This is a genomic window from Microcoleus sp. AT8-A3, from assembly GCF_036705675.1.
GTDB lineage: Bacteria > Cyanobacteriota > Cyanobacteriia > Cyanobacteriales > Microcoleaceae > Microcoleus.
On sequence record NZ_JAUBVD010000001.1, the window covers coordinates 275296 to 299843 of the forward strand.

Sequence of the window (24548 nt, forward strand, 5' to 3'; positions counted from 1 at the left end):
ACAGCCACTCATCCAGAAAATCAAAAACGATGTCCAACCAAGTGTCTGACCGTCTTAAACAAAATTCTGAAAAAATTATGGGGATGTGGGAGAAGCGGGCGCGTGATGAAGTCGGTGCATCAACGCATCAAAATTTTCTTGTCTTGCAAGATTCCCTACCTCTGTACTTAAACCAACTGGTAGATGAACTCTCAAACAGAATTGTCAGGACATCTGCCCGAATCACAGCCGACGAGATAGAAAGTACGCGGATTGGCAAGCTGCATGGGCAGGAACGGGCGGGGTATGCTGACTACTCCATGACTCACCTAATTTTCGAGTATCACCTCCTCCGTCAAGTAATATTTCAAGTTTTAGAAGAAGAAGCACCTTTAGGAGTGCAGGATAGAGACATTATTATCGGCTCCATTGAGCAAGCCGTTAATGACGCCGCCACTCAATTCTCCGAAACGCTGCAAGATATTCAAGAACTATTTATGGTGACGCTAACTCACGACCTCAGAAATCCCATCAATGTCGTAAAAATGGGAACTCAACTAACTCTGCGGCGGCTGGAACGAGGAGATAGCCACGCGGATGTGGCGGCGAGGATGCTGGGTGCGATCAATCGGCTGGATTCGATGATTCAAAATCTGCTTGATGCGAGTCGGCTGCGGGCAGGGCAGAGCTTAAAGATGGAATTTGAAGAATGCGATTTTGTGATGCTAGTCCAAGAGGTGGTAGAAGATTTGAGCTTCGCGTATGGAGAGCGGTTTGTTATGGTCTCTGATTCTGATATCAGGACTGTTTGCAGCCGTAAAGAAATACGGCGGGTGATTGAAAATTTAGCAATTAACGCTGTGAAATATGGTGCGCCTAGTACGCCGATTACACTCACGCTCCAGCAAACTGAAACGCAGATCAGCCTTACTATCCATAATGAAGGCGATCCGATCGCCCTAGACGCTCAATCCATCCTATTTCAACAATTTCGTCGAACCATTTCTGCCGAGGAGCAAACCGGCTGGGGATTAGGATTATTTTTAGCAAAAAATATTACTGAAGCCCATAAAGGGACACTTGCGGTTGAAAGTGCAGAGGGCAAGGGGACAAGCTTTATTATCAATTTACCTAAAGTTCTTCTTTAGTTCGGGACATTAAGACTAATAATAAAAATAGGGTATAAAACAATAGGGTTCAGTTAAGGAAAATTGTAGCGAAAATGTTGGGCGGCCCTTCGGCTTCGCGGTTCCTGAGCGTAGTCGAAGGGCAGGAACCGTGAAACAGACGGTTCGTTCCTCAACCCAAACTACGCACGATCGGTTTTTTTAGCACTAACTGAACCGTATTGGTTTTTGGGGGCGGGGAAATGGCGCAAAGCTGACGAATATACTTGGGCAATTATGCTTCAGATAGCTTTTCGCGAAGAAGAAGGCTGGCTGAGTGGGGAAGATATTGCCAAGTTTCCTTGTACTGACCTGCGTACAATTGACCAACTTTGGGAATATTATAGTAGCGGCTTATTTGGTTTGAGCGTGCAGCAAGAGATTTGGGAAAGCGATCGCTATTACTGTGAGTCGTGAGTTTTGGGCGATCGCATGAACAATCTATATCCTAATGGAATAAGACGTTACCTGTTCTAAACATAGCCAGGTATTCGACGGTGCTTGTTTGCCATTTTTATATATTCAACCCTTGGTCGCTGATTTATATCAAGTGGAAGATGTATCTTTTTATCTAGAAATAACTTAAACTCATTAATTCCACCAGCTAGGTCATATTTTTCTAGTTCATCCGCTTTTTCAGTATTTAACCTCATTACATAAGTCTCATCGAGATAAATTAGACAGTTGTCATATGCTCTATGAAATGTTGGAGATAACGCCATCCCATTTGTAACATGATCGCTACTATCTGTCGAAATCACAGGAAGAATATGAGCAGCATCGACAAGGCGTAATTGAAATCTAGTAACTGCACATCTATTTTCATAAGCACTTAGTACAACTTTCTTAAAGTTTGCATCACGCGAATATCTACTGACATTCTCCACAATTCTTTTTCTTTCTACCGCAAGAGCAGATATTTCCACTTCAGGAATTTTCTCTAACTCGACAGCCTTCGTCAACAAATTGGTGAGATGACTCTCTGCACCATATGAATGTAAATTATCTGCCTCCAGACAGTAAATTAAAAACTGATCTGGTCTCACTCCTATTGCTATTTCGTCATTATCTTTGGTAAAGAATGAAAGACCATTCTGTAACGCTGAATGTATAGCAGATATCCCAATCTGGACTGAGGGTGACCCAGCAGTAAATGTACTATGCTTTCTTAGATCAAAGCCAGCAAACATCTTCAAATCTTGGTAATAGCCCATAAGTACAGTCAGACCGCTTGGATTCTTCTGTAGTGGAGAAGAGACAGAAGTCATTTGGATTCTGTATTCATCAGGTAATGAAACTCGACCACCATGCGTAATTGTCCAAATATATATCCAAAGACTATAAGTATTTCCTAAATAGCTGACAACAAATTTGCGTGGATGTGTTTTAACATTTTCCGAGCTATAAGCAGCCACACCACCAGATTGCTGAATGGCTTCAATTAGTTCATTGACTATAAGTTTAGGGCTAACTGCTGGCATTTTTTTATTCCTTTATTTTGGGTTTGACTGGACGACTCTTCCCCCCATCTTTCGGTAGCGGTTCCTCATCATCAACACCATTCCACAATGCACCAGGATGAGACAGATTATAAGTCGGAATTTTTCTCTCAATAGACTTAACAGGAAATCGAAGTATTCCACCCTCAATATATTCTTGCTCTAATTCAACACAAGTCCATTTTCGTTTGAGTTTCTCAGATGCTTCACCAGTGACACAAGATCCAGCAAAAGGATCAAAAACAAAATCACCTTGATCTGTCAACATACGAATGAAATATTCTGGTAGATCAACAGGAAATCTAGCTGGATGCGGTTTAATCCCAGCTTCTTTGCACTTAGTGAGATATGCAGAGTTACTTTCAGTGTTGGCTATTGCTATCAAATTAGGCGGAATCGAGGCACCATTATCTTTGGAGAAATTATCGCTAATATCATGTCCACTTGGTCGTAGTTTAGCTTTGTAACCATTTTTTAGTAAGCCTTTCATAGACTCACTATAAGGAGTTAGTACTCTACGATTACTGGCTTTAGGCCAAGGCGTTTTGGATAGCCACCATAAGCAATTGATAGCATCCTTGACTCTGATTCTCCTGATATTTACCCATTCTGCTGGAGTAGGTAATTTAGATGGATTCCACCAGAAAAAATCTTGCGCCAAATGAAACCCATACTCTCGACAAAGCATGATCATTAGCTCGTAATGATATAGTGATCTAGTCGGTTGTTCTGGTATCCATGCCCCGCCAATATCTATCACAAGAGATCCGTCATCTCGGAGAATTCTATGAAATTGTTCTGCAAAAGGTCTAAACCAGTCTAAATATTCATGTGCATTCGCATTGCCATAGTCTTTTTTTCTCACAAGCCCGAAAGGAGGAGAAGTCATTATTAGATTAACTTCGCCATCGTTCAGCGTTGGCATATGTACTAAAGAATCTGCATGATAAATACTTCCAAATTGTGTTTCAAAAAATTTTTTCATGCGTTACCAGATTGACTCATACCTTTTACAGATAAATAGCGCTTACAATGCATTTGAGATTTGACTTTGATATTTAAGAGTAAAGTGTCTCAGGTAATACTATAGTTCAAACATGATCGACTCAACGATCCATCTCCTAAAGGTTTGCTAAAGCTGATCGCTATTCCTTTGAGTCTTGAGTTTGGGCGATCGCTCAAACCCAGTAAATTTGTCCCAGTTTGATTATTTATCAACATTCTAATCACTATCTTGCTCTATTCATGTATATCATACCACCGCAAGGTTTTAATGTCAAAGATGCGAGGGTATCCTTTAACTCCAAGGGTGAACCCATCTATTTAACAGCTAGCAGCGATCGCGGCACGAATATTCAAGGACTTTTGCAGGCGAAGGCAATACTTGAAAGTAATCAGTAAAGATTGCTGGTGATGGAGCAATTTATGGAACCAGGGGCGATGTTCCGCTACTACTCCTTGCCGATCGCGCTGCCATCTTTCCTGGACACAGTTTGACACACCTGCTATTTTTCAAAGCCAAGATTTAGAAAGCAATGCCTGATGTCTAGCTACCTAGAATCAAAATCTCATCCTTCAGAGAGGTAGCAAGCTGCTAGTTTACTGCCAGCATTGGGGTGAGGTGGAGTCGATTGAAGCAAATCTCAAAGCGGCTTTAGCAAAGGTTCAAACTGAGCAGGAAATTCAGGTAGGATAGCCTCACTTTTTTTGCGACGATCCTCCGCGCCGCCTTCTTACGATCGCGTAACCGCCCGATGGGTGCGATCGCAGCCTACTTAGTTGCAATAGCACGCTCGAATCGACTTGTAGGGTGCGTCAAACTTTGATTATAAACGGATTATCAAGGGTTTCGGATCTGACGCACCTTACTAATTGTGACACTTCCGTAAGTCCTGGCTCTTAATTTGTGCGCCGGTGGAATTTCTTTTATTGATTTGCCCAAGTAATGACAGGATGACTCAAAATGCCCGATCCAAAAATTATGAATCTTTTGAACTTGATTGATTTCAAAATTATAAAGTCCAGCTATTCCAGTGTTATCAAGACCTGATATTCTAAGCTGAGTTTATTGGTGCAGCTTCTTTTGCCTCCAGACTTTTGCAAGAGGTCTATTGTTAATTGTTGGCTGTTATTGTTGGTAAAACCCACCCCGGAGAATGAATTATTTGCTGTATTTTGGATTGGGTGGGGCAGGTTTTACCAGTGAGGTTGACGGCAGCTAAAAATCACGAAATTTCTGTGCAGAATGCCCTGACAGCATCTGCAAACTGCTGGTTATGCTCGATTAATGCCATGTGTCCTCCTCGCTTTAGAGTAACTAGCTCTGCTTGAGGTAATTCTGCTTTCATTCGCAGGCTAGCTGGGGGCGTAGTGGCGATATCTGAATCGCCGCAGATCACCAACACAGGAATGTCAATTAATGGCAAAGTTTTTGTTTCATCAAATTTGAGCATTCCCAGTGTGCCGCGAGCGAGAACGCCGGGAGAACCCAAGGCTGATAAGAAAGCTGAGAACTCTAATTGACCGCGCGTTTCAGTGCCTTTAAATCCCGATAATTCTACACTGATGTGCAGTGAACCATTGAGATAGCTCAGCCAAGTCATTCCCCACATAATCGGTTCAAGAGCTATGGTGAGGTAGAGCATAGGTTGAAGCAGCGGCTTTTGCAAAGCGCGTAATAAACTGCTAAAAATAGCGGTTTTGACGGGATTAGTATAAGTCGTATCTACCAGAATTAAACCAGCTACTCGACTACCGAGAAGTTCTGGGAAAAGCCGACTGAATGTTAGAGAAATCATGCCACCCATGCTGTGTCCGAGTAGGATAACAGGTTTATTTCCTGCTATGGCAATGACGGCTTCAAGATCGCGGGCAAATTTTTCTAGGGAGTAGTCACTGTTTTTTGGTCGAGTGGATTTTCCCAGGCCTGGAAGATCCCAAACAATCACTCGGTAGCGATCGCTTAGTTGCCGTTTCGCGTAATACCAAACCATACTGTTCGGCCCCCAACCGTGCGAGAGAATAATCGGCTGTCCGTCCTCCGGGCCGTAGAATTCTACTTGTAAAATAGTGCCATCAGGCCTCTCTACCCGCTGCACCGTACCCGTCCGCGTGGGCTTCGGTTCGTCAGCACCGGGGCGGCGGAACAGCGGCAAACTGATAAAGTGGCCGCCAACACACCAAAGAAGCATCAACACTCCGCTGATTAAGTAGGAAATCCCTACCAGTGCGCCGATGTACCATTCGTAAATAATGTATATACCTGTGCCAAGTACCCCGATCGACAGCAGTCCCACCAGCCATAGGAACAGGAAATTGAAGGGCATGAACGGCATAAGCTGAAACCTTGGGTAGGATTTTGGTTGCGAATTCAAACAGGATCATACTTAGGTTAGGCCACAGTAAGCAAGCGGTAAGTTAAGCTCTTAATTTGTGCGCTGGTGGAATTTAATTTATTGATGTGCCCAAGTAATGACCGAAAGCATCCAGGATACCCGCCACGTGATTCATCCGTCCAGAAATAAAAAACCTGTATCCAATAAAGGAACCCCCGAATTTATCTGTGGGGTCAATGCTTCAATTCTAAAATCTAAAATCTAAAATCTAAAATCTAAAATCGATTGACAGGATGACTCAAAATGCCAGAGCCAAAAATATCGAGTTCATCGCCAAATGCCAGAGATTCTGTCAGCGTGGAGTTAGTTGAGTTTTTATCTTACCTTCGCAGTCTAGATATTAATATTTTTGTTGAGGGCGAGATCCTGCGCTGCAACGCTCCCGAAGGAATTATTACACAAGAACTGCGCGCCGAAATTTCTCAAAAAAAAGCCGAAATTATTTCATTTTTAAAAGCAGCTAATCGTACTTCTAGTTTCACTCCTACACCGATTGTTCCTGTGGGGCGGGACGGAAATCTACCGCTTTCCTTTGCACAGCAGCGCTTGTGGTTTCTCGACCAATTAGTCCCGAACAACCCCTTCTATAATGTTCCCGCAGCATTGCGTTTGACAGGTTCGCTCAATTTTTCGGCGCTGCAACAAACTTTCAATGAAATTGTGCGCCGCCACGAAGCTTTACGCACGACTTTAGCCGTAGTTTCGGGCCAACCCGTTCAGAGAATAGCTGCTGCTTTCCACCTCCCGATTAATGTAGTGGACTTGCGAAACTTGCTAAATGAATCTCGACAAACTGAAGCAAACAGGCTCACGACTGAGGAAGCTCAACGCTCTTTCAATTTGTCCAATGACTTGTTGCTGCGAGTCACATTATTGCAGCTAGATGATGCCGAATATTTACTAATGCTGAATATGCACCACATTGTCTCCGATGGTTGGTCTATCGGAGTGCTTATTCAGGAATTAGGCGCACTTTACACGGCATTTGCTAGCGAAAAACCTTCGCCTTTACCGGCTTTGTCGATCCAGTATGCTGATTTTGCAAAATGGCAGCGCGAATGGCTGCAAGGGGAAGTTTTAGAAACGCAGCTTGCTTACTGGAGACAGCAGTTAAACGGCATTTCTATGCTAAATTTGCCTGCGGATCGCCCCAGGCCAGCAATTCAAAGTTACCGAGGCAAAAGGCAATTTTTGCAACTGCCAAAACAACTGAGCGAGGCTTTAGAAACGTTGAGCCAGCGCGAAGGAGTGACGCTGTTTATGACAATGCTGGCCGCTTTTAAAACGTTGCTTTACCATTACGCCCAGCAAGAAGATATTGTGGTAGGTTCGCCGATCGCCAATCGCAACCGCAGTGAAATTGAAGGATTAATCGGTTTTTTTGTCAACAGTTTGGTATTGCGTACAGATTTGTCGGGAAATCCAACTTTTCGGGAACTTTTAAACCGAGTCAAAGAGGTAGCATTAGGAGCTTACGCTCACCAAGATTTGCCGTTTGAGAAGTTAGTAGAAGAACTGCACCCCGATCGCGCCTTGAACCAAAATCCCTTATTTCAGGTGGCGTTTGCGCTGCAAAACGCGCCGGGGAATCAGTTAGAATTGCCAGAATTAACACTCAGCCCGCAGCAGTTAGATGTGGGTACAGCGCGGTTTGATTTGGAGTTTCATTTGTGGGAGCGATCGCCCAACACTTCGGGAAGCAACCAATCGCCCAGCAATAAGCTGTGGGTTGATAGCTCGGAGGGCATCAGCGGCATGGTTATTTACAGCGCCGATTTGTTTGATGAAGCTACGATTAGCCGCCTGATCGGGCATTTTCAAACCTTGTTAGAAAGCATTGTGACAAATCCCGAACAGCGCCTAGCAAACTTGCAATATTTGAGCGCCAAAGAGCGCTATCATTTGTTAGTTGAATGCAACAATACTCAGGCGGATTATCCGCAAGATTTGTGCATCCATCAGCTATTTGAAATGCAGGCCGATCGGACACCGGATGCGGTGGCGCTGGTATTTGGAGAGGAGCAAGTCACCTATCGAGAGCTAAATCTCCGCAGCAACCAACTAGCACGTTATCTGCAAAAAATGGGGGTTGGGGCGGAAGTTTTAGTCGGGCTTTGCTGCGGGCGATCGCTCGATCTGATCGTGGGGATGTTGGGTATCCTGAAAGCGGGAGGAGCTTACTTAATTTTAGATCCGAGCTATCCTGCTGAGCGATCGAGCTTTATGCTAAAAGATGCTCAAGTGTCAGTATTGCTTACCCGCCAGGGAATAAATTCCCTGTCTAATAGCGAAAGTCGTCTAAAGACGACGGTCGGAGGACAAGTTTCCAGTCGGCTTCAGCCGACTTCAGCTATGAGCCAGGGAATTTATTCCCTGGTGGATGATGGCGAAGTGCAAAATTTAGAAACACAGTCAGATGATAAAATTCACCATCTAAAGACGACGGTCGGAGGACAAGTTTCCAGTCGGCTTCAGCCGACTTCAGCTATGAGCCAGGGAATTTATTCCCTGGTGGATGATGGCGAAGTGCAAAATTTAGAAACACAGTCAGATGATAAAATTCACCATCCAAGGGTTGTTTTTCTAGACACAGACTGGGAGATGATTTCCCAAGAAATCGCCGACAATCCCACCAGCACAGCCACAGCCGAAAATCTGGTTTACGCGATTTACACCTCCGGCTCCACGGGAAAGCCGAAAGGAGTGGAAATTGAGCACGGGAGCTTGTTAAATCTCGTTTTTTGGCATCAAAGAGAGTTTGGGGTGTCAGCGGGCGATCGAGCAACGCAAATTGCTGCGATCGGCTTTGATGCTTGCGGGTGGGAAATTTGGCCTTATCTCGCCGCGGGAGCTAGCATCTACTTTCCCGAAGATGACATCAGGCGAGATCCTGAAAAACTGCAAAACTGGTTAGTATCAAAAGCAATTACAATTAGCTTTTTGCCAACACCTTTAGCCGAGAAAGTTTTGCTATTAGATTGGCCTCAAACAACAGCGTTGCGAATCTTGCTCACAGGCGGCGAAAAACTGCAACAACATCCTTTAAAATCCCATCCATTTAAGCTAGTAAATAATTACGGGCCAACCGAAAACACCGTCGTCACAACTTCCGGTTATATTCCTGTAACAGAGCAAACAGACATCGCCCCGACAATTGGCCGCCCCATTGCTAACACTCAAATCTACATATTAGACAAATATTTGCAACCAGTGGCGATCGGCGTTGTTGGCGAATTGTACATCGGCGGAAACGGACTCGCTCGCGGCTACCTCAACCGCCCAGATTTAACCGCACAAAGCTTTATTGTCAATCCTTTTAAACCAAATTCAGGAGAGCGAATTTACAAAACCGGCGACTTAGTGCGCTACAGAGGCGATCGCAACCTTGAATTTTTAGGACGGATTGACGAACAAGTAAAAATTCGCGGTTTCCGCATCGAATTAGGAGAAATCGAGACACAATTAACTCAACATCCGGCGGTTCAGCAAACTGTAGCAATAGCTTCGGAAGATGGACAGGGAGATAAACGTTTAGTAGCTTATATTGCCCTGAATCCAGAATATAGTATTGCTAGCGAAAAAAACCAAATAATGCAATTGCAGGACGAACAGGTTTTGCAGTGGCAAATCCTCTATAATGAAACTTACAATCAACCTGCTGTTGACTCAGATCCAACATTTAATATTGTCGGCTGGAATAGCAGTTATACTAATCAGCCAATCCCAGCAGAACAGATGCGCGACTGGGCGAACAATCAAGCCGCCCAAATTTTAGCTTTGCAGCCTAGCCGAGTGTTAGAAATTGGCTGCGGCACAGGTTTGTTGCTGTTCCAAATTGCCTCTCGCTGCACTCAATATTGCGGAACAGACTTTTCCCCTATTTCGCTCAACTATATTCAGCAGCACTTGGCAAATCTAGAGTTAACTAATGTAACGCTAATTCAGAAAATGGCGACCGATTTTGAAGGAGTAGAGACAGCAGCTTTTGACGCAGTAATTCTCAACTCAGTCGTGCAATATTTCCCGAATATCGACTATCTCGTGCAGGTGCTAGAAGGTGCGGTGAAAGCAACTGCTCCCGGCGGCTTTATATTCATCGGAGATGTCCGCAGCTTGCCGTTGCTGGAGGCTTTTCACGCTTCGGTACAACTGTATCAAGCCGAACCTTCTCTCGCTGGCGAACAGTTGCAGCAGCGAGTACAAATGCAAATTTTTCAAGAAACAGAGTTAGTTATTGAACCAGAGTTTTTTAGCGCATTAAAGCACCGCTTTCCGCAGATTGGCGACGTAGAGATTCAATTAATTCGCGGTAGTTACCACAATGAGTTAACTGATTTTCGGTACAATGCTATTCTGCATATTGCGTCGGAAACAGCACGCCCAAAATCATCGCCTAAAGGGGAGTGGGACGCAGAAAAACGGCTGGATTGGTTGGATGAAAATCAGAATCTGAGTGTTACCAAGGTGCAACAAATATTATTGCAAAATCAACTGGATGTTTTAAGAATTTCTAATGTGCCTAATGCGCGGGTAACGGCAGCAGTCAAGGCGGCAGAGTTGCTGTCTGTTGTCGATAAATTTCCAACAGCAGGTCAGTTGCAGAAAGCCGTGGAAAAAGTCGAGGATTTAGGAGTCGATCCCGAAGCTTGGTATGCTTTGGAAGTTCCGTATAATGTTAATATTAGTTGGTCTAATTCCGACAGTCAAGGGCGCTACGATGTAGTGTTTGCACGGGGCGAAACTAAAGATTTTGTGCGAGAAACCAGAAGCGATAACTTGCGTCCTTGGCGCTCTTATGCTAACAATCCCTTACAAGCTAAAGCAGCGCGTAAATTAGTGCCACAGTTGCAGGCTTATCTAGCGGAAAAACTGCCGGAATATATGGTTCCGTCGGCTTTTGTGGTGCTGGAGTCGCTACCGGTGACGCCTAACGGAAAGGTCGATCGTCTCGCTTTGCCTGCACCGCAGCCGATTAAGTTAGAATGGGCTGGCGGTTATGTTGCGGCTCAGACTTCTATTGAGGAAGTTTTAGTTAAAATTTGGGCTGAGGTTTTGGGGATAAAGCGAGTGGGTATCCGGGACAATTTCTTTGAATTAGGAGGCCATTCGCTGCTGGCGACTCAGCTTGTTTCGAGAGTGCGAGATGCTTTCGGGGTAGAGTTGCCTTTGCGCCGGGTTTTTGAAGCACCGACAATCGGAGAATTATCTAAGATTGTGGAGAGTTTAAAAGATAAGAATGCTAAAAGTGGATCTCCGGCTTTAGTGCCGATTTCGCGCGATAGTCGGCGGAGGAAGCTATCATCTTTTAATCAAGAAAGTAAATAAAAATTAGGGCGGTAGAACGGGTGCAATTTCGATAAATATGCAGCAAGAAACAGAAGTTTTTGTATTCCCCGCATCGTTTGCTCAGCAGCGGCTTTGGTTCCTCAATCAATTAGCACCGGGCAATCCTTTCTACAATGTCTCAACAGCACTCCGCTTAACAGGTTTTCTCAACTTCAGATCCTTAGAGCAAACCTTCAACGAAATTGTGCAGCGGCACGAAACTTTACGCACCACATTTACGCTTTTGGAAGGGGAACTCGTACAAATTATTGCTCCCATTTTAACCGTATCCCTCCCCACAATCGACTTACAAAATCTCTCGCCAACTCAGCAGCAAACCGCAGCGCTGCAACTCGCAACCGATGCAGCGCAATGCCCTTTCGATTTAGCCGCCGGGCCGTTATTTAAAGTAACGCTGTTACAACTCAGTGAAACAGAACATATATTGCTGCTGAATTTACATCATATTGTGGCTGATGGTTGGTCGATTGGAGTGCTAATTCGAGAGCTAGGAACGCTCTACACAGCATTTGTAAAAAATGGGATCTCGCACTTACCAGCACTGCCCGTGCAGTACGCCGACTTTGCAGAATGGCAGCACCAATGGTTGCAGGGCGAAGTATTAGAAACCCAGTTAGCTTATTGGCAGCAGCAGTTAAACGGAATTACCACACTCAATCTACCAACAGACAGGCAAAGACCAGCGGTTCCATCCTACCGCGGCGCTAAACAATTTATAACACTATCACCTGCTTTGAGCGAGGCGCTAAAGTCATTGAGCCACCAAGAAAGCGCGACTTTATTTATCACTCTACTAGCCGCTTTTCAAACTTTGCTCTACCGCTATACAGGACAAGTAGATATTGCAGTAGGAACGCCGATCGCCAATCGCAACCTGATCGAAATAGAAGCATTAATCGGTTTTTTTGTCAACAGTTTGGTGCTGCGTGCAGATATATCAGGAAATCCAACTTTTCGGGAACTATTGCATCGGGTAAAAAATGTTGCAATGGCAGCCTACGCCCACCAAGATTTGCCCTTCGAGAAGTTGGTTGAGGAATTGCACCCCGATCGCGAGTTGAGCCGCAACCCCCTATTTCAAGTTAGTTTCAGCCTGCAAAACACTCCTGTAGCAGCGCTAGAATTGCCGGGAATCGCTGCCGAGGCGATCGACTTTGATGCAGGAACCGCCAAGCTAGATTTAGAGTGCCACTTGTGGGAAAATGCAGGAAGTATTCAAGGGCAATTTGTTTACAGCACAGATTTATTTGATAGCGGCACAATTGCGCGGATGGCGGGACATTTCCAAACGCTGCTCGAAGCCATTGTTGCCAATCCCAAACAGCACCTTAGCGACTTGGCTTTGCTGACAGCGCCAGAATACCAGCAACTATTAATCGATTGGAATGACACTCAGAGAGATTATCCGCAAAACCAGTGTTTCCATCAGCTATTTGAAGAGCAAGTCGAGCGATCCTCTTCGAGGGCTCCGCTAACGCCCGATGCTGTAGCCGCCGTCTTTGAAAACCAGCAGTTAACCTACCGCCAACTCAATAGCCGAGCCAACCAACTTGCACATTACTTGCAGCAATTGGGAGCAGCACCAGAAGTTTTAGTGGGCCTTTGTGTAGAACGTTCCTTAGATGCGATCGTCGGATTGCTAGGCATTATCAAAGCAGGCGCAGCCTACCTGCCTTTAGATCCAACTTATCCTCAAGAGCGGCTTAACTTCATGTTAGAAGATGCTCAGGTGTCGATTTTGGTAACTCAGCAACACTTAGCAAAAAACTTGACGCAGCCGGAAAATTACGGAGTTTTTTCAGTAGTCTGTTTGGACTCCGACAGAGAAATTATCGCCCGACAAAGCCCAGAAAATCCAACTACAAATATCATACCAGAAAACCTAGCCTACGTCATTTACACATCTGGTTCAACCGGAAAACCCAAAGGCGTTTTAATCGAACATCGGGGACTCTACAACTTAGCCCTAGCTCAAATAGAAGCTTTTAACTTAAACTCAAATCACCGCATTTTGCAATTCGCTTCCCTGAGTTTTGATGCCTCAATTTTTGAGATTGTCATGGCCTTGGGAACCGGAGCAACACTTTACTGTGCCAAGAAAGAATCTTTGTTGCCAGGACAAACATTAATCGAATTTTTGCAGGACAATGCTATTACCCACGCTACCCTCCCGCCCTCGCTGCTAGCTGTCCTTCCAAACGCCGAACTTCCCGCACTACAAACAATCATCTGTGCTGGCGAATCCTGTTCCCCGGATGTTGTTAAACGCTGGGCTTCGGGGCGCAGATTTTTTAACGCTTACGGCCCTACAGAAGCGACAGTCTGGTCAAGTTTGGCCGAAATTAGCGATAGCAAAAAACCGCCAATCGGCCGCCCAATAGCTAACACTCAACTCTATATTTTAGATAAAAATTTACAGCCTGTACCCGTTGGAATTCCCGGTGAATTGTACATCGGCGGCAGCGGATTGGCACGAGGCTACCTGAACCGCCCCGAATTAACCGCCCAGCGATTTATTGCTAATCCGTTCAGCCATAAAGCAGGAGAACGAATTTATAAAACTGGTGACTTAGCTCGCTATTTTCCCGACGGCAATATTGACTTTTTAGGCCGCACTGACGAACAGGTAAAAATTCGCGGTTATCGAATAGAATTGGGAGAAATTGAAGCGCTGCTGGTTCAGCATCCAGCAGTCAAAGAAACAGCGGCGGTTGCTGCGGATGATTTGTCAGGTAACAAACGCCTAGTTGCTTATGTCGTCCCCAATCACAATCAGACGCTTAATCGCGGGGAAATACGCAATTTCCTCAAACAACAACTGCCCAATTACATGATTCCCAGTGCTTTGGTGGCGATAGATTTTCTGCCCCTAACTCCCAATGGCAAAATTGACCGCCTGCGCCTACCTGCACCGGGGAATCTAACTAGCAATTCAATAGATAAAAGCTGCATAGCACCTCGCACACCAACCGAGTCAACCCTCGCCCAAATTTGGGCCACAATCCTCAACGTAGAGTGCGTTGGCATTCGCGATAATTTCTTTGATTTGGGTGGAGATTCCCTGCTGGCAATCCGCCTTATCAATGAGATTAACCAGCAATTTCAGCGCGAGTTGCCGCTGTCTGCTCTTTTTTTAAATCCGACAATTGAAGGTTTAGCAGATTTGCTATCTTCAGAAACAAAATCTCTGGAATGGTCGCCTTTAGTTGCAATTAAGCCTCGCGGTAAAAATCCCCCGTTTTTCTGCGTCCATCCCATCTTTGGCGTCGTGTTTCCTTATGTCGAGTTAGCATTTGGGCTAGGAGAAAATCAACCTTTTTACGGACTGCAACCAAAGGGTATTGACGGCGAAAGTTCTCCGTTAACTAGCATTGAAGACATGGCGGCTGACTACATCGCAGCCTTGCGTACCGTTCAACCAAAAGGCCCTTATTTTTTAGGAGGCTGGTCTTTTGGAGGTTTGGTTGCTTTTGAGATGGCTCAACAGTTACTCGCAGCGGGGGACGAAGTGGCTTTGCTTGCTGTGCTTGATACTTTAGCGCCGATTTCTGCTAACAAACCTTCTTTTTGGGACGGTTGCAAGTTTATTCTGACTACTGTTTCGCGCTCTATCTGGCCTTTTTTAGTAGATTATTTTCGCTTGGTGGCTGGTGCAGAAAATGTTCAAATTGGCGGTATTTTTGCAAAATTTCCGAAATTAAATAAGATGCTTAATTTGGCAGCTAATTTTTTGCATCGCTGGAATTGGAAACAGGCGGTTATGGTTAGTATCCTATCTCAGGAGTCAAAAGAACGGAGCTGGCGCGAGCTGGCAATCCCCTCGATGTTTACTGTATTTCAGGCTAATAGTCAAGCAACTCTCAGCTATGTACCGAAAATTTATCCGCAGCGAATTACTCTGTTTAGATCGGAGGAACAGCTAAGCATGAGTCATCAAGATCCGACTCTTGGCTGGAGTGAATTAACGACCCAAAAAGTAGAGGTGATTAGGGTTCCTGGGAATCATCTTACTATGCTGAGAAAGCCTAGCGTCGAGGTGCTGGCTCAAAAGCTGAAGCATTGCTTTGAGGAGAAATTAAGTGATTGAGCAACCCGCGTGCTTGTGTGTCGAAACCAGGTTTGATGTGCGAAATTTCTATCAGCCATCTCCAATAATTATTGTGGAACAGGCATCTTGCCTGTTCAAAGCTGGCTTTTCTGGAGATGTCTATTAGTGATGAAGAAGTGACTACTCTGATGTTCGGTAAAATCACCGTTATCACGTTTGTAGTTAGGATGTCAAAAAATTGCGATCGCCCGAAGAACACTTTTTGCAACTAGAAATCATCATGCAGCGCCACGCCGCAGCACTCGAAGCTGAAGTCAGAGCTTTGCAAGCCGCTGACGAAACCGCCCAGTGGCCTCCTGACTGGAAGCGTGGCTATAATTGGCGTTTCGCTAAAATTTTTGCTTCAGTGAAGATTTTTCGCAACTGGGGTGCAGATGCTGCGGCTTGGAAACTTTTGCCTTCGCGAGTTTATCCCAACCGAGGCAATCAGAAGGATGAGTCTGTTGACATTTGAATGTAGGGGCGGGTTTTACCAATAATCTCGGCCTAAGACCAATCATCTCGTAAACCCGCCCCCACCCAACAGTAAATCCCAATCTACCTCCAATTCTTCAATCTAAAATCTAAAATCTAAAATCTAAAATCGATTGATTGGGCGATGCTGAAGATGATAGCACCCAAACCTGCTGCGATCGGAATTGTCACCAGCCAAGCCGAACCAATTGACAGCAAAGTTTGCAAGCGTACAGTTTTCCAAGCTTTGATCAGCCCGACTCCGACAACTGCACCGACTAAAGCGTGGGATGTGGAAACTGGCAAACCGAAGCGGGATGCTAGCAAGACTGTGGTGGCTGTGGCTAATTCCGCGCAAAATCCGCCGCTTGGTTGGAGTTCGATGATTTTTTCGCCGACTGTGGCTATTACATTTTTTCCCCAGATGGTTAAACCGATGACTATTCCTGCGCCTCCGAGGACTAAAATCCACAGGGGCACGCTGAAATCCCCTGATGGAAAGGAACCTGTGCGCCGGATGTAGGCGATCGCAGCTAGGGGAGCAACGGCATTGCCTACGTCGTTGGAACCGTGGGAAAATGCTACAAAACAGGCGCTCAAGACTTGAAATCTCGCCATTTGTTGCTCGATGGGAGAGTGGCGGGGAGGGGGAGAGGGGGAGAGGGGGAGAGTGGGAGATTGGGAAAATATTCCCTCTTTCTTATTCCTTGCATCCGTTACATCCGTTACATCCGTTACAAAATCCGCTGCCGAACCTTCTTCCTTCTCAACTGATTCTAATTTTTTCCAGCTATTGAGTGTGAGGACGATCGCCCCAATACTCCCAATGCCAATGACAATATCGTGAATGGGCAGATTCCAGCCAAATCGATCGCGCGCCGCGGCGATCGCCCCTGTCTGCACCAAAGCAACATCGACAATAGACGGCAGTACAATTATCCCAAATACGCTCAGCATTGCTGCACTCAGCCAAGGTATCCACTCGCGCATTTGAGATAGAGGATCTGGTCGATCGAGAATCGAATACTTCACCACACTGTAAAATAGTGCGGCTAAAGCACCGCTAGCAACAGGTGTCGCTACCCAAGTTAGGGAGATGGTGCCGATAGTTCGCCAATCAACTGCATTAATTCCGGCTGCAACACAGCTAAAACCCGCGATCGCGCCCACCACTGCATGGGATGAAGAAACAGGCAAACCTCGACTGGTAGCGATTTGCAGCCACAAGCCGCAAGCAATCAGCACTGACACCATCCCGATTAAAAATACTTGCGGTTGAGCCGCGAACACTTCTGCATTCACAACTCCTGTGGCGAGAGTTTCGGAAACTCCTTGCCCGAACAGCACTGCGCCGGAAAACTCCAGTATGCCTGCAACAATTATTGCCTGCCGCAGCGTTAGGGCCTTCGAGCCTACGGATGTCCCCATCGAGTTAGCGACATCGTTGGCACCCAAGTTGGCGGCGACGTACAAGGCCAGTGCGGCCATTGCCCCTAGTTGCAGAAATACGACCCCAGAGGTATCTAACATAGAAATTTTTTGACATAAAACGGGCATTTCGATATATGATAAGGGATTGTGAGTTTTGGTAAATCCGATGAAAGGCGCAGAAATAATCCGTTCTATCGAAACGGCAGAAATAGATAGAGTCAAGCAAGAACTCAATAAACAAGTTCCCGAAATTTACGTCGGCGACACAGTGCGAGTCGGCGTAAGAATTAAAGAGGGTAACAAAGAACGGGTTCAGCCCTACGAAGGGACTGTGATTGCCATGCGTAACGGCGGGATTAATGAAACAATCACCGTCCGCCGCGTGTTTCAGGGCGTCGGCGTGGAACGGGTGTTTTTGATTCACTCGCCCCGCATCGCCACGATCCAAGTGATGCGTCGCGGGAAAGTCCGCAGAGCAAAACTTTACTACCTGCGCGATCGGGTGGGCAAAGCTACTCGCGTCAAACAGCGGTTCGATCGCTCCCTGTAGGAATGCACCCAGCTTCCCCTTGGTTCATGGTTCATGGGAAATTAAAAAAATTCAAAAAAAGTTTCCCATTTACGAGCGCACTGTGTTAAAATAGAAATCTAGAGGTTAAGCGAATTTCAGCAACCTCACCTGTGCGCTCTTAGTTCAGTTGGTAGAACGCAGGTCTCCAAAACCTGATGTCGGGGGTTCAAGTCCTCCAGGGCGCGCTGAATCACCAAACTTTAAATTCTGCCCGAAAGCGCCCGGACTATTGGCTGGCAACAGTCAAAACCGCAAACTTTCGGGTAGAATTAATTTTTGTGGGCGGTTCGCAAAAAATGCCATCAACAAATGCTCGGTGTGGCTTCTCGATCATCGGTTTCGGCGATCGGCATTTACGCCGTTGATTGGTTGGGCTTGTAAAAAAGTCGTGGCTTTAGATTTGAGATTTGGGACTTGGGCGTAAGTGGTTAGTGTCACAAAATCTGAGAGCCGCGGGCCACTCACACCATCTAAAATCTAAAATCTAAAATCTAAAATCGCAAGGGGGATTGAATCGTGGCGAAAAAAGACGAAGCTCAAGAAACTCAAGAAATAACAGCGCCTGGGTTTGACCCTGCGGGTTTTTTTAAGGAAACTAGAGAAGAACTCGACAAAGTGGTTTGGCCTAGCAGGCAGCAGCTAATCAGCGAGTCTTTGGCCGTGCTTTTGATGGTGATCCTCTCAGCAAGCCTGATCTATTTGGTGGATAACTTCTTTAACTGGGGCGCGGGAAAGGTGTTTGGGCCATGACTTTTGCATCAGAAGAATCTGAGTATTCCACAGAAGCGACGGGACAGGCAGCATCGCCAGATGTGCCGGAGATTGATGCTCGCTGGTATGCTGTTCAAGTTGCCTCTGGCTGCGAAAAGCGCGTGAAGGCAAACTTGCAGCAGCGGATTCAAACTTTGGATGTTGCCGATCGCATCGTTCAAGTAGAAATTCCGCAAACTCCGGCAATCAAAGTCGGCAAAGACGGTTCCAGGCGGCAGTCAGATGAAAAAATCTTTCCCGGCTACGTACTCATCCGTATGTTTATGGACGAGGATACGTGGCAGGTGATCAAAAATACCCCGAATGTAATTAATTTTGTCGGGGCAGAGCAGAAACGCCGCTACGGGCGCGGCAGGGGTCACGTCAAACCGCTACCTCTGAGTCATTCGGAAGTAGAACGGATCTTCAGAAATGCTCAGGAATCAGAACCAGTTGTCAAAGTATCGATGTCTACTGGAGACCACGTTGTGGTACTTTCCGGGCCATTTAAAGATTTTGAAGGTGATGTGATTGAAGTTAGCCCGGAACGAAACAAGCTCAAAGTTTTACTCTCGATTTTTGGGCGCGATACGCCTGTAGAATTGGAGTTCAATCAGGTTCAGAAACAGAACTAACTAATGGCAAAGAAAGTTGTTGCAGTAATTAAGTTGGCGATTACGGCGGGAAAAGCCAACCCAGCTCCTCCGATCGGCCCAGCTTTGGGTCAGCACGGCGTCAATATTATGATGTTTTGCAAGGAGTACAATGCTAGAACCGCAGACCAAGCAGGTCTGGTGGTTCCGGTAGAAATTTCGGTTTTTGAAGACCGCAGTTTTACGTTTATTCTCAAAACCCCGCCGGCGTCGGTTTTGATTCAAAAAGCTGCTGGCATTGCTAAGGGTTCGGGAGAACCTAACCGCAAGCAAGTAGGCTCGATTACTCAGGCTCAACTGCGAGAAATCGCTGAAACCAAAATGCCTGACCTCAATGCTAATGATGTTGAGGCTGCTATGAAAATTGTGGCAGGAACGGCTAAAAATATGGGCGTGGCGATCGCGGATTGAAGTCAGTTGTCAGTTGGCAGTTGTCAGTTGGCAATCGGTAATTCCCAGTGTTGAAGCTCAAATCTTCAATCTAAAATCCAAAATCCAAAATCCAAAATCGATCGGTTCAGGGGGAGAAGCAAAGCTTCGCTAGTAACCGAAAACGGGTAGATTTTAAGATTGTCCGATAGGTTCAATCTAAAATCTAAAATCTAAAATCTAAAATCGACTGACCCCAGGAGATAACAATGGCAAAGAAAGTATCGCGAAGACTGCAAGAACTTCAAAAGAAAGTTGAAGACAGACCTTATCTACCGCTGGAAGCTCTGCAACTTTTGAAAGAAACAGCAACCGCTAAGTTTGGCGAAGCTGCTGAAGCTCACATCCGTTTGGGAATTGACCCGAAATATACTGACCAACAGTTGCGGACAACTGTATCGCTACCAAAAGGAACTGGTCAAGTAGTCAGAATTGCGGTGATTGCTAAGGGCGAAAAAGTTAAAGAAGCTCTAAATGCCGGCGCGGATATTGCTGGTTCTGAAGAGTTGATCGATGAAATTCAGAAGGGCATGATGGACTTCGACTGCCTGATTGCTACCCCAGACGTGATGCCGTTGGTGGCAAAATTGGGTCGGTTGTTGGGCCCGCGCGGTTTGATGCCTTCTCCGAAAGGTGGCACGGTGACGACTGACATTGCTCAGGCGATCAACGAGTTTAAAGGTGGTAAACTAGAATTCCGTGCCGATCGAACTGGCATCGTTCATGTTATGTTTGGCAAGGCAGCTTTCTCAGCGGAAGATTTGCTCGTCAACCTTCATGCTTTGCAAGAAACAGTTGACCGCAACCGTCCTTCTGGTGCTAAAGGTCGCTACTGGCGCAGTTTGTACGTATCCGCAACAATGGGCCCGTCGATCGAAGTCGATATCAGTGCTCTGCGCGATACCAAACTTGATGCTGCGTAGAAAGAATTCAGCAGAAGGCAGAAGGTAAAAGACTGCTTCGGCTGTCTGTGTAAATCTCTTACAAGACTTACGCCAGACCCCAGCTAATGTCTGCCTTCTGGTGATAGCCTAATCAAAAATCAATAAGCTGAAGACCGCAGGTGCCGACCGCTTAATTTCCTGCCGAGGCTGAAGAAATAAAAACTCAAGACTCAAAGATTAGAAATTTTCTATTTTTAATTCTGACTTGTTAATTTTTAATTCTCTGCCCCGGCTCTAAGGTCGGGGTTTTTGGTGGGCAGTTTTCGATCCTAAAAGGAGGTGAAATAAGTATGGGCAAAAGTTTAGCAGTAAAAAATGAGATTATTGCAGACCTCAAGCAAACCTTGAGCGAATCTCAACTGGCGATCGTGATTGACTACACGGGCTTAACTGTTGCTGAAATCACAGATTTGCGTCGGCGTTTGCGTCCGAAAGGCAGCAGTTGCCAAGTGGCAAAAAACACGCTGATGCGAATTGCTGTTGAAGGCAACGAAACCTGGCAGCCGATACAAGAATTGCTGACAGGTACGTCGGCGTTTCTGTTCGTCCAAGAAGATATTGGCGGCGCGATTAAAGCTTACCAAGAATTCCAAAAAGTCTCTAAGAAGACAGAACTTCGCGGCGGCGTAATGGAAGGACGGGTACTGAAAGAAGCTGATGTTAAAGCATTAGCCGATCTGCCGTCGAAAGAACAACTCATGGCTCAAATTGCTGGCGCTATCAACGGTGTCGCAACCAAGTTGGCTGTGGGTATCAATCAAGTTCCTACTTCGATCGCTCGCGGTCTTAAAGCTTATGCTGAAAAAGACGGCGGTTCAGCAGAAGTAGCAGCAGAAGCACAACCAGAAGCAGAAGCAGAAGCGCAACCAGAAGCAGAAGCAGAAAGCGCATCTGTGTAAGTCATTAGTAATTAGTCATTAGTCCTCAGTCATTAGTATTTAGCAATAAATAGAAGACTGGAGACGAAAAACTAAGGATGAATGAGCAAATCTCAAATCCCAAATCCCAAATCTACAATCGAACTAGGAGTTTAACGAATGTCTACTGCAACTGACGAAATCTTGGAAAAACTTAAGTCTCTGACTTTGCTCGAAGCTTCTGAATTGGTCAAGCAAATTGAAGAAGCTTTCGGCGTCAGCGCTGCTGCTCCTGTAGGCGGCATGATGATGATGGGCGGCCCTGCTGCTGCTGCTGCTGAACCAGTAGAAGAGCAAACCGAATTTACTGTCATGCTGGAAGAAGTTCCTGCTGACAAGAAAATCGCCATTCTGAAGGAAGTCCGCGCAATTACCGGTCTGGGCCTGAAGGAAGCGAAAGACTTGGTAGAAGCCGCACCGAAAGCAGTTAAGGAAGCTATTGCTAAGGAAGCTGCTGAAGAAATGAAGAAACAGCTTGAAGCTGTGGGCGCAAAGATTTCTATCAAGTAATCAGAGAAGGTAGTTGATATCAATTCTGGTGACACCGGAATGATGGTTGACTGTTGACTGTTAACTGTTGACTGTTCATTGTTAACTGTTAACTATTCCCTAAAATTAATCGCGCGATAGTTACATCTCTCGCGCGATTAATTATTTTTGGGGTAGGGAAACGGCACGATGCGGTGTCCTCTTAGATTTTAGAGGCGGCTTCCATTTGTCGCACTACTGTTAAAGCAGAATAGGAAACGCCGGCAGTTCCTTCTCCGGGATGGGTGGAGTCACCTACTAACCACAAGTTTTTAATGGGTGTGCGAGTGGCAAATCCGAAGGGGCCGAAGGTTGGTATTCGCTGGCCGATGCCACCCACAACGCCTCTATCTCTCGCTGTATAGCGGGCAAAGGTGCGGGGTGTGGCGGCTTCTTGGTGTACGATCGACTCTGGCGTCAAATTGAAATATTCGCTCAAACGGGCGATCGCCCCTGCGCTGTATTTTTGCTTCAATCCTTCATAATCAACCGCATTCCACCACATTCGAGTATCAGTAAATGACGAAGCGATAATTGTCGCCATTCCCTCCGGTGCTCGCCCATCACCCGGATGACTGACTGAAACAAATAATGAATTATTCTCCCCAATCTCGCCGTCGTAATCGTAGAGAAACTGAAGGTGGGGCGGACAATTTGCCGGAATTGCGCTTTCATGGACTCCCAAATATATGACAAATGCACCGGATGCGGGCGGCAATTTATCAACTCGATATTTGTAGCCTGCCATTTGATTTGGGAGTTTATTAGTTGTCTCTGAAGTCTCTGATTTGACCGATAAATTATCTGTTAAATTTCCGACACTTGGCTCGCCTGACAACAATTTTACTAGATTTTGGGCGGTCACGTTGGCAACAATGCGATCGGCAGTTTCTGTCCAAACTTCGCCTGTTTTTTGATTGCGAATCACTGTACCTGTGGCTTTGCCGTTGGCGGTGACAATACTTTCAACTGTGTGCCGCAACAGGACTTTGCCGCCGTAGAGTTCGATCGCCCCTACGAGTCGATCGCTCAATACCTGCATACTTCCTTGTAGATGATACAATCCCTGCGGCTCTTGCGAAACTCCTAAAGCCGTCGCCGCGTAAAGTAGCGCCGTTTCTTCGGTATCAACTTGAGAATACAATTTTAACTGCAAATCCAGAAAAGTTTTCAAGCGCAAATTGTCGCCCAACCCACAAAGCCGCAAAGCATCTCCCACTGTCATAAAAGTGAAAGGCAAAGTAATTAGAGTGTCGGGGCGAACTGCTTGAATTAATTGCCAGAAATCCCAGAAGTTTCTGGGCGGTAAAACCGGATCGCGCCCTTGAAACTTCCAGCTAGCTTGGAACAATGCAGACAATAATTGCCAAAAAGGTTCGCTTCCAGGAAACTGCCGCTGTCTTTCTTCCTGCCACTTTTGCGGATCTCGCCACACGCTAATCGGTGCGGTTTCTCCCGGCAAAAACACCGCACAAGCGGGATCGCAGGGTGTCGCGGCGGGAAGTTCTATGTCTAATTCTGAGAAAATTCGGTGGTGAATGCCTCCGGGTTCCAATCCTGCAACCTGCGTGGCGCCGACATCGAAGGTAAAGCCTTTGCGTTTGAAGGTGGAAGCGCATCCGCCAGGGACGATCGCCTGTTCTAAGACTAGCACTTTGTATCCTCTGCGGGCTAGCAGGGCTGCTGCTGTCAGCCCGCCGATGCCGCCTCCAATTACCGTGACGCGGCCCTTAGTGTCTGTGGGACTGGATTTGCCAAAAGGGGTGCGATCGCCTGTCATAAATTTATTTATTGTAATATTTCTTAATATTATGCTCATATTTTGCAATAAAAAGCTCTTGTAGCGACAGGTTCAAATCTATCGCTACAAGAGGAAGGAGGTCGAGTTTAGAGGACTTTTTAGGGGTAAAATGCTCTGGGCGCACCCGGAGCGTTAGACTGTGGCGTGCCGATCAGAGAATCAGGGACGGCGCCACTTGTTGAGATAAGCTTCGCCAATCCCAGCCACAGCCTGCATTTGACCTAGCTGTTCCCGTAAAGCTTTGATGGTTCTTAGCTGTTCTTGAGACTGTTGCTGCAAAGCGTCGTAATTTCGCTGTATCGCCGCACTCTGGCTCAATTCATTTTCCAGATATTGCAACTTGGTCAGTTTAACTTGGAAGTCGCCGATCGCACTTGACTTTTCTGCTAACTCGTGCTGCAAAGATTCATAACTCGACTTCGACACGGTTTCCTGGAATTGGCTTTCGAGATTTTGCTTTTCGGTGGCGAATTGCTGCTGCAAGGATTCCACAGCAGCGGATTTTTCAGCGATTTGGTGCTGCAAAGATTCCAGAGCACTGGATTTTTCGGCTAGCTGTTGCACAAACTCGTGTTCGC

General features: G+C 46.1%; 19 protein-coding genes, 1 tRNA gene, 1 pseudogene and 1 other annotated feature. Of the genes and pseudogenes, 14 read left to right on the top strand and 7 right to left on the bottom strand.

Annotated elements, in window-relative coordinates; genetic code table 11:
- Nucleotides 1-29 precede the first annotated feature (29 nt).
- A complete protein-coding gene (locus QUB51_RS01180; protein WP_333259552.1) occupies nt 30-1127 on the top strand; it encodes a HAMP domain-containing sensor histidine kinase in 1098 nt (365 codons plus the stop codon).
- A gap of 207 nt (nt 1128-1334) precedes the next feature.
- Nucleotides 1335-1562, top strand: coding sequence for a GUN4 domain-containing protein (locus tag QUB51_RS01185; protein ID WP_333259549.1), 228 nt, complete (start codon nt 1335-1337; stop codon nt 1560-1562).
- A gap of 56 nt (nt 1563-1618) precedes the next feature.
- Here QUB51_RS01185 and QUB51_RS01190 read toward each other — a convergent pair whose 3' ends face one another.
- From QUB51_RS01190 to QUB51_RS01205, 4 genes are all read right to left on the bottom strand, one after another.
- Complete coding sequence (locus QUB51_RS01190) at nt 1619-2626, bottom strand: HNH endonuclease signature motif containing protein (protein WP_333259546.1); 1008 nt, start codon at nt 2624-2626, stop codon at nt 1619-1621.
- Between the two features lie 4 nt (nt 2627-2630).
- Nucleotides 2631-3629: a site-specific DNA-methyltransferase gene (locus QUB51_RS01195; protein WP_333259543.1), complete on the bottom strand. Its 999-nt coding sequence runs from the start codon at nt 3627-3629 to the stop codon at nt 2631-2633.
- A gap of 338 nt (nt 3630-3967) precedes the next feature.
- Complete coding sequence (locus QUB51_RS01200; protein WP_325315827.1) at nt 3968-4144, bottom strand: hypothetical protein; 177 nt, start codon at nt 4142-4144, stop codon at nt 3968-3970.
- Between the two features lie 725 nt (nt 4145-4869).
- Nucleotides 4870-5970: an alpha/beta hydrolase gene (locus QUB51_RS01205; RefSeq protein ID WP_333392966.1), complete on the bottom strand. Its 1101-nt coding sequence runs from the start codon at nt 5968-5970 to the stop codon at nt 4870-4872.
- A 312-nt stretch (nt 5971-6282) separates the two neighbouring features.
- On the opposite strand from QUB51_RS01205, the gene QUB51_RS01210 reads away from it, so the two are divergent.
- From QUB51_RS01210 to QUB51_RS01220, 3 genes are all read left to right on the top strand, one after another.
- Nucleotides 6283-11364 (top strand): amino acid adenylation domain-containing protein, encoded by a 5082-nt coding sequence (locus tag QUB51_RS01210; protein ID WP_333259535.1) that lies wholly within the window; start codon nt 6283-6285, stop codon nt 11362-11364.
- A 37-nt stretch (nt 11365-11401) separates the two neighbouring features.
- Nucleotides 11402-15472 (top strand): amino acid adenylation domain-containing protein, encoded by a 4071-nt coding sequence (locus QUB51_RS01215; protein WP_333259532.1) that lies wholly within the window; start codon nt 11402-11404, stop codon nt 15470-15472.
- A gap of 199 nt (nt 15473-15671) precedes the next feature.
- On the top strand, nt 15672-15947 hold the full coding sequence (locus QUB51_RS01220; protein ID WP_333054367.1) for a hypothetical protein: 276 nt from the start codon (nt 15672-15674) through the stop codon (nt 15945-15947).
- A gap of 116 nt (nt 15948-16063) precedes the next feature.
- Here the strand turns inward: QUB51_RS01220 and QUB51_RS01225 are convergent, their stop codons facing one another.
- The gene (locus QUB51_RS01225) at nt 16064-17503 is read right to left on the bottom strand and encodes an inorganic phosphate transporter (RefSeq protein WP_445299449.1); all 1440 of its coding nucleotides are present in this window, start codon (nt 17501-17503) and stop codon (nt 16064-16066) included.
- A gap of 40 nt (nt 17504-17543) precedes the next feature.
- Between QUB51_RS01225 and rplS the strand changes: the two genes are divergently transcribed.
- From rplS to rplL, 9 genes are all read left to right on the top strand, one after another.
- Nucleotides 17544-17927, top strand: a complete 384-nt coding sequence (gene rplS / locus QUB51_RS01230) for a 50S ribosomal protein L19 (RefSeq protein ID WP_333054363.1) — start codon at nt 17544-17546, stop codon at nt 17925-17927.
- 133 nt (nt 17928-18060) lie between these two features.
- Nucleotides 18061-18133, top strand: a tRNA-Trp gene (locus QUB51_RS01235).
- Complete coding sequence (locus QUB51_RS01240) at nt 18104-18313, top strand: hypothetical protein (protein WP_333054361.1); 210 nt, start codon at nt 18104-18106, stop codon at nt 18311-18313. Before QUB51_RS01235 ends, QUB51_RS01240 begins: the two co-directional genes overlap by 30 nt.
- Before the next feature lie 151 nt (nt 18314-18464).
- Entirely contained in the window at nt 18465-18698 is a 234-nt protein-coding gene (gene secE / locus QUB51_RS01245; protein WP_333054360.1) for a preprotein translocase subunit SecE, read from the top strand.
- Nucleotides 18695-19333, top strand: coding sequence for a transcription termination/antitermination protein NusG (nusG, locus tag QUB51_RS01250; RefSeq protein WP_333054359.1), 639 nt, complete (start codon nt 18695-18697; stop codon nt 19331-19333). Before secE ends, nusG begins: the two co-directional genes overlap by 4 nt.
- Before the next feature lie 3 nt (nt 19334-19336).
- The gene (gene rplK / locus QUB51_RS01255; protein ID WP_333031062.1) at nt 19337-19762 is read left to right on the top strand and encodes a 50S ribosomal protein L11; all 426 of its coding nucleotides are present in this window, start codon (nt 19337-19339) and stop codon (nt 19760-19762) included.
- A 227-nt stretch (nt 19763-19989) separates the two neighbouring features.
- Nucleotides 19990-20703: a 50S ribosomal protein L1 gene (gene rplA / locus QUB51_RS01260; RefSeq protein WP_190663916.1), complete on the top strand. Its 714-nt coding sequence runs from the start codon at nt 19990-19992 to the stop codon at nt 20701-20703.
- 109 nt (nt 20704-20812) lie between these two features.
- Nucleotides 20813-20985, top strand: a sequence feature (ribosomal protein L10 leader region).
- A gap of 29 nt (nt 20986-21014) precedes the next feature.
- Nucleotides 21015-21623: a 50S ribosomal protein L10 gene (gene rplJ, locus QUB51_RS01265; protein ID WP_333054357.1), complete on the top strand. Its 609-nt coding sequence runs from the start codon at nt 21015-21017 to the stop codon at nt 21621-21623.
- Between the two features lie 138 nt (nt 21624-21761).
- Nucleotides 21762-22151 (top strand): 50S ribosomal protein L7/L12, encoded by a 390-nt coding sequence (rplL, locus tag QUB51_RS01270; protein ID WP_333054355.1) that lies wholly within the window; start codon nt 21762-21764, stop codon nt 22149-22151.
- Nucleotides 22152-22332: 181 nt separating this feature from the next.
- Here rplL and crtD read toward each other — a convergent pair whose 3' ends face one another.
- Both crtD and QUB51_RS01280 read right to left on the bottom strand, forming a co-directional pair.
- The gene (crtD, locus tag QUB51_RS01275; protein WP_333054413.1) at nt 22333-23949 is read right to left on the bottom strand and encodes a C-3',4' desaturase CrtD; all 1617 of its coding nucleotides are present in this window, start codon (nt 23947-23949) and stop codon (nt 22333-22335) included.
- A 180-nt stretch (nt 23950-24129) separates the two neighbouring features.
- A pseudogene (locus tag QUB51_RS01280) lies at nt 24130-24548 on the bottom strand (CopG family transcriptional regulator); the annotation flags it as partial.